Source organism: Acinetobacter sp. CAU_H_S139_7, assembly GCF_058599305.1.
In genome coordinates this window covers 3547188-3563749 of record NZ_CM178651.1, presented here as the reverse complement: position 1 = coordinate 3563749, position 16562 = coordinate 3547188, and the positions used below count along the sequence as shown (strand labels likewise).

12 protein-coding genes are annotated in these 16562 nt (G+C 38.0%); 6 read left to right on the top strand and 6 right to left on the bottom strand.

Annotated elements, in window-relative coordinates; genetic code table 11:
* Nucleotides 1-27 precede the first annotated feature (27 nt).
* The 6 genes from AC4MC0_RS17125 (at nucleotide 28) to AC4MC0_RS17100 (ending at nucleotide 7130) form a co-directional block, all read left to right on the top strand.
* Entirely contained in the window at nucleotides 28-648 is a 621-nt protein-coding gene (locus AC4MC0_RS17125; protein ID WP_279731531.1) for a sugar transferase, read from the top strand.
* A 24-nt stretch (nucleotides 649-672) separates the two neighbouring features.
* Nucleotides 673-1548, top strand: coding sequence for a UTP--glucose-1-phosphate uridylyltransferase GalU (gene galU / locus AC4MC0_RS17120; RefSeq protein ID WP_279731533.1), 876 nt, complete (start codon nucleotides 673-675; stop codon nucleotides 1546-1548).
* Between the two features lie 12 nt (nucleotides 1549-1560).
* Nucleotides 1561-2814: a nucleotide sugar dehydrogenase gene (locus tag AC4MC0_RS17115; RefSeq protein WP_279731534.1), complete on the top strand. Its 1254-nt coding sequence runs from the start codon at nucleotides 1561-1563 to the stop codon at nucleotides 2812-2814.
* A 5-nt stretch (nucleotides 2815-2819) separates the two neighbouring features.
* Nucleotides 2820-4487 carry a glucose-6-phosphate isomerase gene (gene pgi / locus AC4MC0_RS17110; protein ID WP_491887518.1) on the top strand — a complete coding sequence of 556 codons (1668 nt, stop codon included), beginning with the start codon at nucleotides 2820-2822 and terminating at the stop codon, nucleotides 4485-4487.
* On the top strand, nucleotides 4480-5496 hold the full coding sequence (galE, locus tag AC4MC0_RS17105) for a UDP-glucose 4-epimerase GalE (RefSeq protein ID WP_491887169.1): 1017 nt from the start codon (nucleotides 4480-4482) through the stop codon (nucleotides 5494-5496). Before pgi ends, galE begins: the two co-directional genes overlap by 8 nt.
* 176 nt (nucleotides 5497-5672) lie before the next feature.
* Nucleotides 5673-7130, top strand: a complete 1458-nt coding sequence (locus tag AC4MC0_RS17100; protein ID WP_491887168.1) for a capsule assembly Wzi family protein — start codon at nucleotides 5673-5675, stop codon at nucleotides 7128-7130.
* Between the two features lie 102 nt (nucleotides 7131-7232).
* Here AC4MC0_RS17100 and AC4MC0_RS17095 read toward each other — a convergent pair whose 3' ends face one another.
* The 6 genes from AC4MC0_RS17095 to AC4MC0_RS17070 all read right to left on the bottom strand — a co-directional run bounded on the left by AC4MC0_RS17095 (nucleotide 7233) and on the right by AC4MC0_RS17070 (nucleotide 16542).
* A complete protein-coding gene (locus tag AC4MC0_RS17095) occupies nucleotides 7233-8603 on the bottom strand; it encodes a phosphohexomutase domain-containing protein (RefSeq protein WP_491887167.1) in 1371 nt (456 codons plus the stop codon).
* A gap of 197 nt (nucleotides 8604-8800) precedes the next feature.
* Nucleotides 8801-10393: a Tn7-like element transposition protein TnsE gene (locus tag AC4MC0_RS17090; protein ID WP_491887166.1), complete on the bottom strand. Its 1593-nt coding sequence runs from the start codon at nucleotides 10391-10393 to the stop codon at nucleotides 8801-8803.
* Nucleotides 10386-11927, bottom strand: a complete 1542-nt coding sequence (locus tag AC4MC0_RS17085; RefSeq protein ID WP_126038883.1) for a TnsD family Tn7-like transposition protein — start codon at nucleotides 11925-11927, stop codon at nucleotides 10386-10388. Before AC4MC0_RS17085 ends, AC4MC0_RS17090 begins: the two co-directional genes overlap by 8 nt.
* Nucleotides 11928-11952: 25 nt before the next feature.
* Nucleotides 11953-13635, bottom strand: a complete 1683-nt coding sequence (locus tag AC4MC0_RS17080; RefSeq protein WP_491887165.1) for an AAA family ATPase — start codon at nucleotides 13633-13635, stop codon at nucleotides 11953-11955.
* On the bottom strand, nucleotides 13632-15752 hold the full coding sequence (locus AC4MC0_RS17075; RefSeq protein WP_491887164.1) for a TnsB C-terminal domain-containing protein: 2121 nt from the start codon (nucleotides 15750-15752) through the stop codon (nucleotides 13632-13634). Before AC4MC0_RS17075 ends, AC4MC0_RS17080 begins: the two co-directional genes overlap by 4 nt.
* Nucleotides 15739-16542: a TnsA endonuclease C-terminal domain-containing protein gene (locus AC4MC0_RS17070; protein ID WP_125274159.1), complete on the bottom strand. Its 804-nt coding sequence runs from the start codon at nucleotides 16540-16542 to the stop codon at nucleotides 15739-15741. The genes AC4MC0_RS17075 and AC4MC0_RS17070 overlap by 14 nt, the downstream gene beginning before the upstream one ends.
* Nucleotides 16543-16562 lie beyond the last annotated feature (20 nt).

Sequence of the window (16562 nt, the reverse complement as noted above, 5' to 3'; positions counted from 1 at the left end):
ATAAGATAAGATAAGGTTAAAGAATTTATGAAACGAATAATTGATATTTTTATTTCGATCACAGCGTTAGTATTCTTGTCGCCTATCTTTTTTTTGATCGCATATAAAGTGAGAAAAAATTTAGGGTCTCCTATCTTTTTTTATCAAGAGCGTCCAGGTAAAGATGGAAAGCTTTTTAAAATGATGAAATTTCGTTCAATGAAAAATGCCTTTGATGAAAATGGTACTCCCTTACCTGATGAGAAGCGTATCACACCATTTGGGCAAAAGTTACGTTCAACCAGTTTGGATGAAATGCCTCAACTGATAAATGTGTTAAAAGGCGATATGAGTGTTGTAGGTCCTCGTCCACAATTAACTGAATTTGTTGAACATTATACCCCGCATCAAATGCGTCGTCATGAAGTCAAACCAGGTATGACAGGACTTGCCCAAGTGAGTGGAAGAAATAATTTAACATGGGAAGAAAAGTTCGACTTAGATGTAAAGTATGTCGATACGCATACGATATGGCTTGATTTTAAAATTATGTTTAAAACGATTGAAGTTATGGTAAAGAAAGAAGGTATTAATGCTCCTGACCAAAAGGTTGGAGCAGTACGTTTTTCAAGCCAAAATAATTCTCAGTCTGAATCAATCCATAAATAATTTATTTTTATCACAATGAATCATATGATCAAAAAAGCCATTCTCCCAGTCGCAGGTTTAGGTACACGTTTTTTACCTGCGAGTAAATCTATTCCCAAAGAAATGGTCACAGTGGTAGACCGCCCAGCCATCGAATATGTGGTGAAAGAAGCAATTGCTGCTGGCATTGAACAGATTATTCTTGTTACCCATTCCTCAAAAGCATCGATTGAAAACTACTTTGATCGAAATTTTGAGCTGGAAACCACTTTAGAAAATAAAAAGAAATTTGATTTACTCAAAGAAATCACTGAAATTATACCGCCCCATGTGAGTGTAATCAGTGTGCGCCAACCTCAGCCACTTGGTTTAGGTCATGCTGTACTGTGTGCTAAATCTGTAGTAGGTGATGATGATTTTGCCGTGCTATTACCAGATGTTCTTGTAAAAGATTCATCAGAAACCAATGATTTGAGTTTAATGATTCAACGTTTTGATGAAACTAATGCAGCACAAATTATGGTGGAAGCTGTACCAGATCATTTGGTAGATCAATATGGTATTGTCGATGTTGCTTCTACACCTGCCGAAGGGCACAGCATTCAAATGCAAGGTATTGTTGAAAAACCTACCGTCGGTACTGCGCCATCAAATTTATCCGTGGTGGGTCGTTATATTTTACCTGCCAAAATTATGCAATTACTTGAGAACACGCCGAAAGGGGCAGGTAATGAGATTCAGCTGACTGATGCAATTGCAGCTTTGCAAGCGACGGATACGGTGGAAGCTTATCACATGAAAGGGCAAACCTTTGATTGCGGCAGTAAATTGGGCTATCTCAAAGCGGTTTTACATTATGGCGTAGACCATCCAAAATTAGGTGAAGAATTTAAAGCACTGATCAAAGAACTAAAACTATAAAAAGAGATTGATATGAAGGTTGCAGTATTTGGACAAACACTCTTTTCAGGTGTATTTGCTACTTTGCTAGCAGAATGCGGTCATCACGTTTTTTGGTATGAACCACTGAAAACGTATGAAAGCGAACAAATCTATATCCAAGATGAAGCTTTAAAAAATCTACTCAACAAACAACAAAGTAGTTTTTTAAAATACTGCGATTTTAATGATATTCCATTAGATGGAGATGCCTATTTCTTCAGTTTTAACCCAGCTGAAGAAACTCAAGCGATTGAGATATTAAAACAATTAAAGTCTCGTCCCATTATTCACCCTAAACTGATGATCAATGCTTCTACTTTAGGACTGCATGGGACAGAAAAATTTGTAAAAATTTTGCATGAAGATGAGTGGGTCTACTTACCCGACATGATTCAGGAAGGAAACGCTTTACAAAGCTTTGCCCAAGCCAAACAGCTGATTGTTGGGTCTGCATCAGATGCTGCTCAAATTAAAATTAAGGAACTCTTACGTCCTTTATTTCCACGTCAGCAGCAATATTTATTTATGCCCATTGTAGATGCCGAATTTACCAAGTTGAGTATCTCCGGCATGTTGGCGACACGAATTAGTTATATCAATGACTTGGCAGTGGTTGCTGAGAAATTAGGCATTGATATTGAATCAGTTCGTCAGGGGATGGCTGCAGATAACCGTATTGGAGGATCTTATCTCTATCCGGGGGCAGGCTTTGGTGGAGAAAACTTTTCACATGATATTCAGACCCTAACGCATACGGTGTTAGGTGTGGGTGCAAATAGCCAACTCCTTGCACAAGTTTGGGAAATTAATGAGCAGCAAAAAGAAGTTTTATTCCGTAAATTATGGAATTATTATCATGGTGATTTAAAAGGGAAAACTGTTGCGATATGGGGCGCTGCGTTTAAAGAAAAAACGTCCAGTACGCGACAATCTCCTATTCATGCCATGTTGGCAGCACTATGGGCTCAAGGTGTAATAGTTAGATTACACGACCCTCAAGCCCTGGATGAAATTAAAAAAATATATGGTGAGCGACCTGATCTTATATATTGCACAGAGCAATATGAGGCAGTGCAAGATGCGCATGCTTTGTGTTTATTGACTGCATGGAAACAATATTGGAGTCCTGATTATACCGAATTGCTTAAAACCATGCAGCACCCACTTATTTTGGATGGGCGCAATATTTATGATCCAGCGTATGTGAAGTCTCAAGGTTTTGCATATATGGGGGTAGGGCGCTAATGTCTATGAAAACTCAACCCTATACGGTCGAACATTTAGATTCAGTTTTAGGCAGTCTTCATAGTTTGAAAGCTGAATTTGAAAATAGGCATTTAACAGAACTCTTTGCTGAAGACCCTCAGCGATTCGAAAAATTCTCTGTGACTTTAGAGCCAGTGGTTTTTGATTTTAGTAAACATAGAGTCAATCAGCCCGTTGTCAAAAATCTAGTCCAGTGGGCACAGACACAAGATTTAGCGTCGTGGATAAAGCGTTTATTTTCTACTGAAGAAATTAACTATACCGAACAGCGTGCAGCCATGCATTGGGCGCTACGGTTACCCAAAGATGATCAGTCTCATCCTGAATTAGCAAAACAAGTGCATACACAACTTGAGCGTATGTATGCTTTGGTAGAAAAAATTCATGCGGGTCAGTGCCGCGGCGCAACTGGCGAAGTCATTCAAGATGTGGTGAATATTGGTGTTGGAGGGTCAGATTTAGGACCACTGATGGTGAGTCATGCCTTATCTGATTTCAAAAAATCCACATATAAGCCACTCAATGTACATTTTGTTTCGACCATTGATGGTAGTCAGCTTTCGGATTTATTGCATCAACTTCGACCCGAAACCACGCTGTTTATTATTTCTTCAAAATCGTTCGGGACCATTGATACCTTATCCAATGCGCTAACAGTTCGTTTATGGCTTGAAAAAGCACTTGGACAAGAATCACAAATTTTAAAGCATCATTTTATTGGCGTATCCACCAAAGCAGATAAAATGACAGAATGGGGTATTGCAGCCGAAAACCAATTTTTGCTCTGGGATTGGGTCGGCGGTCGCTATTCACTTTGGTCATGTATCGGTTTACCGATTGCACTGACAATTGGAGTTGATGGCTTTAAACAACTACTAGCTGGCGCATATGCGGTAGACCAGCATTTTCAGACGGCACCTTTCGAACAAAATATTCCTGTATTAATGGGCTTGTTGGGTGCGTGGAATAATAATTTCCTTAATATTCAGACTCATGCAGTACTGCCTTATGATGGCCGTTTGAAATATTTCGCCTCTTATTTGCAGCAGTTGGAAATGGAATCCAATGGTAAGTCGATTCAGCGTAATGGTCGAAAAGTGGACTGGGATACTTGCCCGATTATATGGGGGGAAGTGGGACCAAATGCACAGCATGCTTTTTACCAATTGCTGCATCAAGGCAGTCAAGCAGTGAGTTGTGATTTCATTGCGCCAGTGCAGCGCTATCAGGCCCAACAATTTACCTATGTCGATAATGCAGAGGCGCTGGTGGAACAGCATCATTTGGCCCTATCTAATTGTTTGGCTCAATCGCGCTTACTGGCATTTGGTAATCAAGCTTTAAATCAACATGAAGTACAAGATTTGCCAGAATATAAACAATATGAAGGTAATCAACCAAGTTCAACCATTTTATTGCAAGAGCTAAATCCATATAGTTTGGGCATGTTGATCACAATGTATGAACATAAAGTTTTTGTACAGTCGGTGCTTTGGAACATTAACCCGTTTGATCAATGGGGTGTAGAAAAAGGTAAGGAAATTGCCAATCAGCTACTTCCAATATTAAGTGGTGATCGAAAGGATATTTCGGATTTAGATGGTTCAACGCAAGGCTTACTACACATATTATTAGGAAAAACAAATGGCTAAAATTTTAGTAACAGGTGGTGCTGGTTATATTGGTTCACATACTTGTATTCAACTTTTGAGCGCAGGGCATGAGGTTGTTGTACTGGATAATTTGTCCAACAGTTCTGTCGAATCTTTAGCACGTGTTCAAGCGTTGGCAGCTAAAAAATTAGATTTTGTTGAAGGTGATATCCTCGATCAGCAAATTTTAGATCAAATTTTTCAGCATCATTCTATTGATGCCGTGATTCACTTTGCAGGCTTAAAAGCTGTGGGTGAAAGCCAAAAAGAGCCACTAAAATATTTTGAAAATAATATCTCGGGTTCTATTAGCTTGGTTAAAGCGATGGAGCGTGCTCAAGTCTTTAAGTTGGTCTTTAGTTCATCGGCAACGGTCTATGATGAAGCCAATATTTCACCCTTGAATGAAACCATGCCTACAGGTATGCCAAGTAATAACTATGGCTATACCAAACTGATTGTCGAGCAATTACTAGAGAAATTATCGGCTGCAGATGAGCGCTGGTCAATTGCATTGCTGCGTTATTTTAACCCAGTAGGGGCACATCAAAGTGGTCAAATTGGTGAAGACCCACAGGGGATACCCAATAATTTGATGCCTTATGTCACACAGGTGGCAGTCGGCCGTCGTGATAAGTTGTCAATTTTTGGCAATGATTATGACACGGTAGACGGTACAGGTGTGCGTGATTATATTCATGTGGTTGATTTGGCCAATGCACATTTATGCGCATTGAATCATCGTTTAAAAACGCAAGGATGCCGCGCTTGGAATATTGGTACAGGCAATGGGATTTCAGTAAAACAGATTCGAGATACTTTTGAAAAAGTGAATGGAGTTGACATACCTTTTGAATACGTACCTCGTCGAGAAGGTGATGTTGCAACCTCATTTGCTGATAATGCCCGCGCTGTCGCAGAGTTAGATTGGCAGCCTCAATATGGTTTAGAAGATATGTTGAAGGATAGCTGGAACTGGCAAAAGCAAAATCCAAATGGTTATAACTAAGATTAAAATTTAGTGTGTAAATTCATTAAAGACAGTATGGCGAATTTTGTATTTGCCATACTTCTCAATACCTAACTCAAGTCGTGTATTGATTGTGCAAAAATAGTGATAGATCTTATCTTTTGTTTGGAAAAAATCGTTATCATATGTGAAATATAACTTGATTGAAATAATATATGAAATATCAAAATCTTAGAGTTCTATCACTTGCGATTTTTTCTTCTCTAGCTCTGCCAGTTTACGCTCAAGGGATCATTTTGAATAATGATGATCTACGTACAGATTTAAATTGGCTGAATCAGCAAGGTGTGATCCAAATTAGCACTTCGACTTGGCCATTGAGTGGTGAAGAAATTCAGCGTGCATTATCTACTGCCAAAATTGAAAATAATGCTCAGCAGAAAGTTATCAATTCGGTTATGGCAAATGTAGAAGCAGAAAATACCTCTATTAAGCTCGCTTTATTTGCTGAAACAGATCCACAAAATATCCCGCAAAAATTTGCAGATGAGCAAAAATCGCAATATCAAGCGGCGCTTGAATTGAATGCAGGTGGAACGCAGTGGGATGCAAGGCTGCGGGTCAATGCTGAAAAAGATCCAATCATTGACCATGGACATGATGTCAATTTAGAAGGTTCTTATATTGCAGGAAAATTGTGGAATCAATGGTTGATTGCAGGACAAATCCCAACGTATTGGGGCCCAGGACATGAAGGAAGCCTAATCCGTGGTGATGCAAGTCGCCCAGTTTATGGTTTGACCATGCAGCGTGCTGAACAACAAGCATTTGAAACAAAGTGGCTGTCATGGATTGGTCCTTGGCAATATCAAGCTTTTGCTGGCCGATTAGATGATTATAAAGCCGTTCCTGATACGAATTTATTAGGCCTACGCTTAACTGCACAGCCATTGCCTTATCTTGAGCTCGGTGCCTCAAGAACTTTTCAAATTGATGGTCAAGGGCAACCTGGTAGCTTAAAAGCATATTGGAATGCTTTTGTTGGGAAAGATAATGGATGTAATGATGGTGTATGTGTTGGTGAAGACAATGCATCGAATCAAATAGCAGGTTTTGATACGCGCTTAAATCTGAATCATTTTACAGGCATCCCCATGAGTATGTATGCTCAATATGTGGGTGAGGATGAAGCAGGACTTCTACCTTCTAAGAAAATGTATTTAGCTGGAGTTGATTATTCCTCTCAACTGAATAGCATCCCTTATCAAATTTATGCAGAGTGGGCAGATACACGAACCAATGGTGATGCACTTGGTATTTCTTACGATCATCATATATATAAAGATGGTTATTACCAACACGGCTTCCCGTTAGGGCATACCATGGGTGGGGATGGTCAAATGCTAAGTCTCGGTGGAGACATTCGCTTTGATGTTATGAATCGCTTAAATGGGCGTGTGTTAGTAGCAAAAGTCAATCAGTCTAATTCAAGTATTAATCATGAATTTACGCAAAAAGATGAAATTAAAGCTTTAGATCTTACTTGGACACATTATTTAAAACCAAATGCGCCATTGAAACTGAATGGATGGGTGAGTGACTCTGATGTCTATGGTCAAGATGCGGGAGTATCTATTGGAGTCGAAATTCCATTAGATCGTTCACTATTTTAATCAGTCGTCAGCTTAGATAGAATTTCTTTCTAGTTAAGCTAAAAAAATAAACCATTCAACTTATTGAATGAGTTGAATGGTTTTTTAATATTAAAAAAATAATTAAGCTTGAATCAGCTGTGTTAATTCATCCACATAGTCTTGCATTGGTTTTGGATTTTGATCTTTTCGACTCTCAATATTTAAGCGCAATAATGGCTCTGTATTTGATGCTCGAACATTGAAGCGCCATGCACCAAAATTTAGGCTGACACCATCTGTATCATCAATCGCAGGATTTTGATCGGCAAAGTGATCAAAAATCTTTTGAATCGTGGCTTGAGTATCTGCAACTTTAAAATTGATCTCACCCGAGCAAGGGAACTTTTCAATCATGCCTTCAACCAGTGAAGACAATGTTTGCTGGGTTTCTGAGAGTACAGAAATCGCCAATAACCAAGGAATCATACCACTGTCACAGTAAGCAAAATCACGGAAGTAATGATGCGCTGACATTTCACCGCCATATACTGCATTGTGCTCACGCATTTTTTCTTTAATGTATGAATGCCCTGATTTAGACTGAATCGCTTCACCTTGGTATTGTTCAATCACATCAAAGGTATTCCAAACCAGGCGAGGGTCATGCACAATTTTCTCACCAGATTGTTTCAGTAAGAACGCTTGTGCCAATAGACCGACGATGTAATAACCTTCAATAAATTGGCCTTTTTCATCAAATAAGAAGCAGCGGTCAAAGTCACCATCCCAAGCGATACCCATATCTGCATGATGTTCAATCACCGCATTACGGGTACTGTCACGGTTTTCAACTAAAATTGGGTTGGGAATACCATTAGGGAAAGTACCATCGGCATCATTGTGAATTTTGACAAATTCAACAGGCATATTGAACTGTTTAAATTTTGCTTCAATGGCATCAACCACATGACCAGCAGCGCCATTGCCCGCATTCATGACTAATTTGAGTGGGCGAATTTTTGCAGGATCAATATACGACATTAAATGATCAATATATTCAGGCAGAATATTGTATTTTTCAGTTTTGCTTTTAGTGATAACTTCATTAAAGTTGCCTGATTCAGCCAATAAACGAATTTCTTTTAGCCCTGAATCAGCTCCAATCGGACGTGCATTTTCGCGGACCAATTTCATGCCGTTATAGTCCATCGGGTTGTGGCTTGCCGTGATTTCGATCCCACCTTGAACATCTAGATGAAAGGCACCGAAATAGACTTCTTCAGTCCCCGTCATACCTAAATCTAAAACATCAACACCCGCATCATTCAGACCTTTGATGGTGGCTTGTTTTAAATCTTCACTGCTGAGACGGATGTCGCAGCCCACCACAATTTTTTTTGGTTGATAAATTTGCCCATAGGCACGACCGATTTTATAAGCAATCTCTTCATTGAGTTCTGTACCGAGTTTGCCGCGGATGTCATAGGCTTTAAAACAAGTAAGTTGTGTCATTTAAATTCTCGAAATAATTCCTGCGAAGTAAGGAAAGTATGATTATAGAAGGAAAATAGTTCCTATATGCCAAGTTACTGGTTAACTTTTATATCTTCTTTAAAAATAGATGTTTAACTGTATATAGTGCTCTTTCATCTAATTTTTAAAGTTTGGTACTTCAGCATGCTATTTTATATATTAGCTCTTCATGAAATTTATATCGATTTTACCTTTGCCAAGATCCGCTCCGCCCAGTCAGTGTAATAATTTACATCTTCTATTTCTTCCTTTTTGGAAGGATGATTAATTGTAGTTATTGCAGTAATACCTCTCACTTCAGATAGAAACTTTTTAGGCCAACTGAGTGATTGAGACAGTATTGAATTATTTAATATTTCCAAATCTATCTCAATTAATCGTTGAGTTTCTTTTTCATATGGGAGTAATAAGGTAGAGATATTTTTTTTACCATCTGAAGTATCAATTTCACACAAATAAAATTGATGGTTATTTTCTATATTAAAAATTTTATAGACATAAAAGTAGCGTAATTGATTGTTTGCAAACTTATGGCCTCTGAAACGTTTATATATTTTAAAAGGTGAGTTCTTGATTTCTTTGGTTTTATATCCCTTTTCTTCAATTTGCTCCAATAGTTTAATCAAGTCTTTATAAGTGACTCGTTCTAGTTGAATTTCTGATTCTGTTGTAAATCCAGACACTGTACCCTCTATATCTCCTTCTCCACCAGCAAATCCTTCTTCTTGATTTTGATCTTTATCCATTTGCTTTCGTCTTTTACGTACTACAGTTTTAGCAGGAGGTTTCTCTAAAGAAATTTTTAATTCTTCAATTGTATAAATTTCTCCAGGTAGGTTTCTTAGCTTGGCCAGTAGTTTATCGATATCTGCCTCAGCATTTTTATTCAATTTCTCTTTAGGTTGACTCGCTGGTTTTGGTTTGTTTGAACCACCTTGCCCTTGAGCATTTTTGACCTGTTGTATGATTCTTTTTGAAGTGAAATGAAATTGAATAGGGCGGTTGATAGCTGTATCAAGATTTTTGAAAGATGTAATGCGCTCAATTCTGTAAATACCTGTTTCTTTATCATAAATTCCATCTACTGTTAGATCAATATTTTTAAGATCAGGCACTTCCATGTCAAAATTAAAACTTTTAGCGCCTTTTTGATCAATAATTGTTTTCTGATAAATACTAAGGAAGGCTTTATTTAAATCAGGCTGTAATAAAATTAAAGCGAGCTTCTTCAAAAAATGAGGATCAGAGACATCTGCGTTCATAATTTTTTTGTTTTTTGCTATATTAATATGAATAGCCTTTTCATCATTTCTATCCACTAAAACATCGGTTGAATAATTTTCTGCAAAAAGTGCCGCCCGAATTAAATAAGGATGAGAGAAAAATAAATCGCGGGCCAAGATAAGCTTAGGTATTTGAATAGTTATATTTTTCTTTAAAACTGTTGAGTAGTAATTAAATTCAAAACATATCCGGCCTTCATGTATTTTTTGATCCTCACCCTCCGGTAAAATAATAGTTCTAAATGTTGTGAAATTTACATGTTCAAGTGTGTGAGTGAATAATTTTGTAGGAGAGGCATCAATTTGGGTTCTATAGCGGTATGGAAGAACACTCTCAATCGGTAATTTAAGTTGAATAGGACGTTTAATAATAGGGTTAAACAAATGAGTATCAATATCAAACCGAGTTTGACCGCGTCGACTAATTTTTGTCGCAGTATAGTAAATCATCTCTTTTGGTAAAAAGTCGGTTGAACAATCACTCATTTCTTATTTCTTCCCAAATATTATTAAAAAATCGATGTGCTTCTGGCGTTAATCGTTGCTCACTTAATCCTGATTTACGTAAAAAAACACTCGATGGATAGTATTTATTCTTACTTTGTTGACGAATATATGTTCGAGTCAGACGACGTATTTGATAACAGTCCACCGACTCAGCGTAGCGCTCCAAAAATGCTTTGGTCAACGGCAGAAAATGCCAGTTTTTTTCAATTAGGCTGACATGCCCAAGTTGTTTAATTAAAAACTTTTTGGTCCATTGTGGGGAGTCTAAGTCTTCTAATAATTCATCACGTATTTTAATCAATTGTTTCATAAACTGACGATCCCGAATACTCCAATCGACACGTGGTTTGGGTAGAGAGAGTGGTGTCATGATAGCGGTTTGATTGATTTGTAACAGCCAATCTTTATGATTGCGATATAAACGTGCGTACAGTGCACCATCATGTTTACGAGCTAGTTTGACTGACATATCCTGAATCAATTGTATCCATTTCAGTTGATCATCTGACAGGACTTGGTAAGTCTTGTGTTTTACAGTGACAGGAATGGCTTGTTCCTCTATACCTACTGTCGCTAGATCCAAATACTGTTGGTATGTATAAATAGGACTTTGTTCGGAAACAAGTGCCTTTAATACGATGAGATGCTCAAGATAAGAAAATGCTTTACGATGTTTTCTACAGATATTCTTGAGCCAGCAGTTCTCAGAGCTCAGATCACCTAATTGATAATATTGAAGAAAACTTTCGCCCCAATAATCGACAACAAGCTGACGGACTTTTTCGTAATTGATATTTTTTTGACCTGACAGTAAGCCTCTGTCTTTCAATAGATTGAAGTAGGCATTTGATAAAATCGATACATCTTGTACTGCAATATGGCTCGATTGAATAAGTAGATCCTCGATTATTTTTGCTAACTCTAGATGACGCTTTAAGTCTTGTGAATTAATAAAAAGTTGTGAGGAGTCAATAAGGACATTTAAATGAGCATTATAAAATCTTCGGTCTAGCCCATTGCAAGGAACAGCGCTGACAAAAAGGGCAGATTCATGCTTTATACAATATTCATATCCTGTAATCTGCCAGCTACGTTTCCAATACACTTCACCATATTGTTCCATCTGTTCTTGCCAACAATGCGGACAGAACCGAAAAAAATTCACAGATTTGATTCGCGACGCATTTTTTCCCAACTTGGTATGTAATGATTGATACTGTTCACCCTGCAATACATGTACAGCATAACGCATCACTGTATCAGGTTGAAATGGTTGGTAAATTGGTAACAGGGTGTGTTGGTTGATTAAAGTAAGCGCATCATAGTGATCTGGTAAGTAACTGGCCAACCTGTCTAGATGAGAAGGTAAATCGTAAGTTGGCGTCAAATTTCTATTATTGAATAATTCTTCAGTAAGGTATTTGGGACTTAAAATTCCATTGTGAATAGCATAACGTGCAATCACACTGTAAATTAACTCATCTGGATATGGTATTGGAAAATTTGAAATCATAATGCACTTACTCTCTATTTTTTGTTTAATGCAACACAGGAGAGGTGGGATCAAACAAATAGTGAGATGATTTTAATAGCTCATAAACATCTACTTCCTGTTCTTGTGCTTGACTGAAAAAATTCCGTAAATCATTGGCTTCAGTGCTCTTCCATTCTTCTGCTTTCATGACTTTGCGTGATATTCTTGGTTTTCTTACCGAAGTTGTGGTCTGAGGCTTATCCAATTTATCTTTTGCTCCAGAGCCGTCTAATACTTCCAGAATATGTTGGAGTAGTACCTGTAAGTTCTCGTTTGGATATTTTTTTAATGCAGTAGTGACATGCAGATCTATTGTAGCAGCGGGGTGACCTAAGGCCGTTAGCATACCTATCAGTGTGGAATAATGTGGTCCTAGATCTTTACGCTGTATTTCCGTTTTTAATGCAGCTTTGAAACGGTGTTGTTCAACATATTCCTCAATTTGAACTTGAGGGATCGTTAAGTCAGAATATCGTGCAATACGTGTGGGGTTGCCTGAGCGGAGTGCATCCAAAATATCGTGGACTGGCTGTAATTGTTCTTCGTAGACTTTTTTAAAAAGTTCAGATGTAATTTTTTCCAGACCAATGGTGATGGCATGAATCTGCATCAAGCAGAACAGTTTAACCACTAAATCTGGAATGCCCTGCGTATAATAATACCAAGTGTTTCTTAATTCATCGGTCAGTTCAGCTGGTTGTTGAACCCATTGATATTGCCACAGCGTGTTGGTGAAAGCATACCATTCAGAAATGATCATTTGATCAGGGGTGCTAAGATCGGGAGTGGGTGCTTCATTGCGCATAGGTTCCCAGATTAAAGAGCCTAATCCTGCACTGCGTCTAGCTGATCTTAAATCTTCTTGCAGAATTTCATTGGCTTTGGGTGTCCCAATCATCACAATTGGAATGGATGCCACATTCACAAGGGTAACAAAGAAATTAAGAATGATTTCAGCCCCGCCAGATTTTTTTGTATTCAAATGCTGGATTTCATCAATGATTAAAAGTCCAATAGAATAATTATTTGCGATAATTTTCATCTGCTGCAGCATAGCATTCACATTTAAGCGACTTCTGGTGAAACGATGCTCGAAGTTTGTATCTCCTAATGCTAAATCTACTGCTCTAAAAAAGTTTGAGCATAAGTTTTTTAAAGAGCTGTCATGCGGACAATCAATTTTAAGGTAAACAATTTGTTTTAATCCCAGCTCTCTATGTTCAATCACTTGCGGGTAATAACGCAAAATTTTGTTCATTGTCGTTGTTTTACCGCTTCCCGAACATCCTATAATTGACATGCTAGTTGCAGTCGACTCTGGAGGTGCGTAGCGATAAGAGCTTTCATTTGATGGTTCTAGTTGCTGAAAAGCAGCGTGTAAATGTCGATTTCTATCCCCATTAGTGATGTTTCTACTCACATAACCTTGCCGAATCATAATAGAAATTTTTTGCTCAAGGGATAAATGTTTAGTCAATGGCTGGAAAAAATCATGAGGTAATTGAGCGATTAAATGGATTCTTTCTTGTTGCGCATAAAAGCGCTGTTTTGGAAGAAATTTCAGTTTCCCTCGTAGGTGTTTAATTACCGACTTCGTATCAAGGATAGGCGGTAATTGAGTAATGAGAGGATTATCCCCATAGATATCTTCTATCGATGTGTTGACCGCGACTTCATTATTATTCATTCTTCATCGTCCTCTTCAAATAATTGTCTCATTAAGTCTGGTTGACTGGTCAAATCCAGATTGCTGCTGTGAGATGGGGGTGTTGGAGGGTTGTCTTGGTTGGGATGGATAGTCCGGATAGAATTGACGGACCTATTTTGGAGATGTTCCTCACGTTCCACCTGAATTGCTTCTTGTTTGTTCTGACGAATATCCCGAGTACGTTGTGCTTTAGAAAGTTGGTGAACTCCTGCTTGAGCCTGCCGGCTCTGTGCTGTGTGGATGATTTTGTCAGTAAAATCCTGTAATTCACTGATGGCTACAGACTTTAGTTGTGAATGCTGTTTTTCAACAGTTTTGATTGCTTTTTGAATTTGTTCAGCTTCCCACCAGGTCAGATGCTGATATTGACGTGAGGTATCACTTAAGTGGGCTTCCCAGTATTCCAACTTATTTTCATCAAAGAAAACATAAATGGTATTTACTGAGTATGGGTCAAAACCAATCCGCAACTTTTTCGGGCGGGATTTGGTCGTGTTACGAATAAACCAGCCTTGTTGATGCATTTCCAAACATTGATAGAGTAAGCCTTTGACTTTAAGTCCCTTGTCACTTAAGGAGGCGTCGGTCCTAGGTAACAAGCCAACATATAGTGATTTGTTATCCACTTGTCTTAACATCCCAGTACGGTGCTGTAGACCCCACTGCCAGAGCTTAAGGGGGATAGAAGGCAGGTCAGTCGGCATATCGGCACTACGATCATATTTCGTCAAAATATCAAAATTATTGCGTAACAAGACGCAGCTTAATATGATTTTTCTGAACTCTTCCAAAGTTAGACAAGCTTCTAGTCGATAATCATGTCCGCCTTTCTTTTTTTCCTTGAATCCAGAAACAACACCAATATTCTCGTAGGATTTAAAGCGTGACTGAATGATTCCAAAAGCCCTCTCCACAATACCTTTGGCATCGCTTCGATACGGTGGCGCATTTTCAATACGAACAGAAAAGTTTTTTTCAAGAAGTTCAATTTGATAGCCAATGAGTTCACCACGGTCTGCAAGTATGGCACTAGGTAAACCATAAATCGGCCAGTCCTCTGGTTGTATTTGTAAGCCGTAACTCTGACAGAATGTCACTTTATCTTGGATTGCAACGCTGAGGCATTGTATGGCTGTATTAAATGAACTGTTTTCCATACCGACATAAAGCCCAGTAATCATCCGGCTGAATACATCGATAACAATATATACGGTAGGTCGGCCAATAATCTGTGATGGATCCCGTGATGATACAAGGTAGATGTCAGCGATTGTTGAATCTATCTCATAACGTGCGCCAGGGCCATTTGCTTGCTTGGTTGCTGTTGAAGTTAGAGGTTTGTGATCTTTCAGAGTTTTCTGATTCGTCAGAATTTCCTTGGAATTGTTCTTATTTCTATATCGCGTATTATAAAAATAATAGAATTGAGCATAGGTTGGAATATCTGAGGTTTGCACTTGATGAAAGTGCTTAGAAAATACACTTTTAAACCGAAGATAAGTTTCGTTAATGGATTGTTTTTTGACAGGAACTAAATACTCTTCGATGGCTTTCTTAAAATATAATTCAACCTGTTCAGTGACATTCTTACCTCCATTCGATTCATAGATGCGTGGTCTGCCAATTTTTTTATCACCTATAGCTCTTTTTTGACCTTTTCCACCTGAGTTTTCATAGTCCGGTACCAAAGCATTTATAGTTTGACCACGCTGCCAGTAGCGTCTTAGGAGTCGTAGAATTTTATTAATTGATACTTCTTTTTCTAGATGTATAGTTTTAATTTTTGCAGTCCTGATTTTTGTATTGATAAGAACTTGTTCATCATTAATTAAATCTTGAATAATTAAAAAGTTTTCATCTCTTTTTTTGAGTTGAATAGAATCTTCACTCAAGTTTAATCGTTTTAAGTATTCATAAGGATCTTGCGCTGGTATCAGGCTTTGATCATCTGAGAGAGTTTGAAGTTCCTTAGACAAAATGAGTTCAGGAAAAGCATTTTTATTATCAATCGCAATCCATACCGTATACTGCGGTAAGAATTTGAGTATTCGGTATTGTGTTGAATTCAAGATGTAAACTGAATTAATTAGTTGCATGGACTGTATTCTCATTCTGGAGCAAATTACTTGCATGAATATCAGAGAGTTTAAGCTCCAAGTACGAAATTTCTAGATTAAATTGAAGTATTCGCAGTGCAAATAATTTTCTAAACAATGCGAGCGTCGCTCCGATACCCATTTTTTGAGTTTGGTCAGAATGCTTACAAAATTGGATTAATGAGCTTTGAGGGTACTGGCTAATTTCTTCCATAAAATAAACTGCTTGATCAATCATGTGATTTGTTATTTCAAGGTCATTTTTTTCTACATACAGCCATTTAATGTTCTCTAGTACCGTAGCAGGAATGTCTTTTTCAGTGATCAGTTTGAACGGCGTATTGTGCTCTTCTTCCCAGTAACGACGTTTAATTTCTAATGACTCAATAACATGAGCTTTATTCAGATCCTTGCTGTAAAGAGTGTCAAGGGCTATAGAAAACTTACCAAAATCAACTAAAAAATCTGAAGATAGGGTAAAAGGTATATAGTCAACCGATACTTTTTTCATTCGGAAACGAGAACAGATGGAGTTGAGATCATAGATATCCAAAGGATAATGTTCGCGAATATCTGTAACGTTCTGATTCCAGTCAAGCAGTAAAAAGGTAGATAGCTCTAGATCAGAAAATAAGTGATGAAGACGTTGACTCACACGGCCTTGTACTCTGTGAGAGCGACCAATTGAACTGAAGTTTTGAACAGTTTTACAAGGTTTATAATCGCGTCCATGGCCCTGGCCATACCCTTCTGTTACTAGTTCTTCATAGTTTTTTATAATTTTTGCCATACAGAAGACCTGTGGATTTT

Coding starts and splice junctions, on each gene's coding strand:
- AC4MC0_RS17125 (WP_279731531.1), top strand. CDS start 28: ATGAAACGAATAATTGATATTTTTATTTCGATCACAGCGTTAGTATTC.
- galU (WP_279731533.1), top strand. CDS start 673: ATGATCAAAAAAGCCATTCTCCCAGTCGCAGGTTTAGGTACACGTTTT.
- AC4MC0_RS17115 (WP_279731534.1), top strand. CDS start 1,561: ATGAAGGTTGCAGTATTTGGACAAACACTCTTTTCAGGTGTATTTGCT.
- pgi (WP_491887518.1), top strand. CDS start 2,820: ATGAAAACTCAACCCTATACGGTCGAACATTTAGATTCAGTTTTAGGC.
- galE (WP_491887169.1), top strand. CDS start 4,480: ATGGCTAAAATTTTAGTAACAGGTGGTGCTGGTTATATTGGTTCACAT.
- AC4MC0_RS17100 (WP_491887168.1), top strand. CDS start 5,673: ATGAAATATCAAAATCTTAGAGTTCTATCACTTGCGATTTTTTCTTCT.
- AC4MC0_RS17095 (WP_491887167.1), bottom strand. CDS start 8,603: ATGACACAACTTACTTGTTTTAAAGCCTATGACATCCGCGGCAAACTC.
- AC4MC0_RS17090 (WP_491887166.1), bottom strand. CDS start 10,393: ATGAGTGATTGTTCAACCGACTTTTTACCAAAAGAGATGATTTACTAT.
- AC4MC0_RS17085 (WP_126038883.1), bottom strand. CDS start 11,927: ATGATTTCAAATTTTCCAATACCATATCCAGATGAGTTAATTTACAGT.
- AC4MC0_RS17080 (WP_491887165.1), bottom strand. CDS start 13,635: ATGAATAATAATGAAGTCGCGGTCAACACATCGATAGAAGATATCTAT.
- AC4MC0_RS17075 (WP_491887164.1), bottom strand. CDS start 15,752: ATGCAACTAATTAATTCAGTTTACATCTTGAATTCAACACAATACCGA.
- AC4MC0_RS17070 (WP_125274159.1), bottom strand. CDS start 16,542: ATGGCAAAAATTATAAAAAACTATGAAGAACTAGTAACAGAAGGGTAT.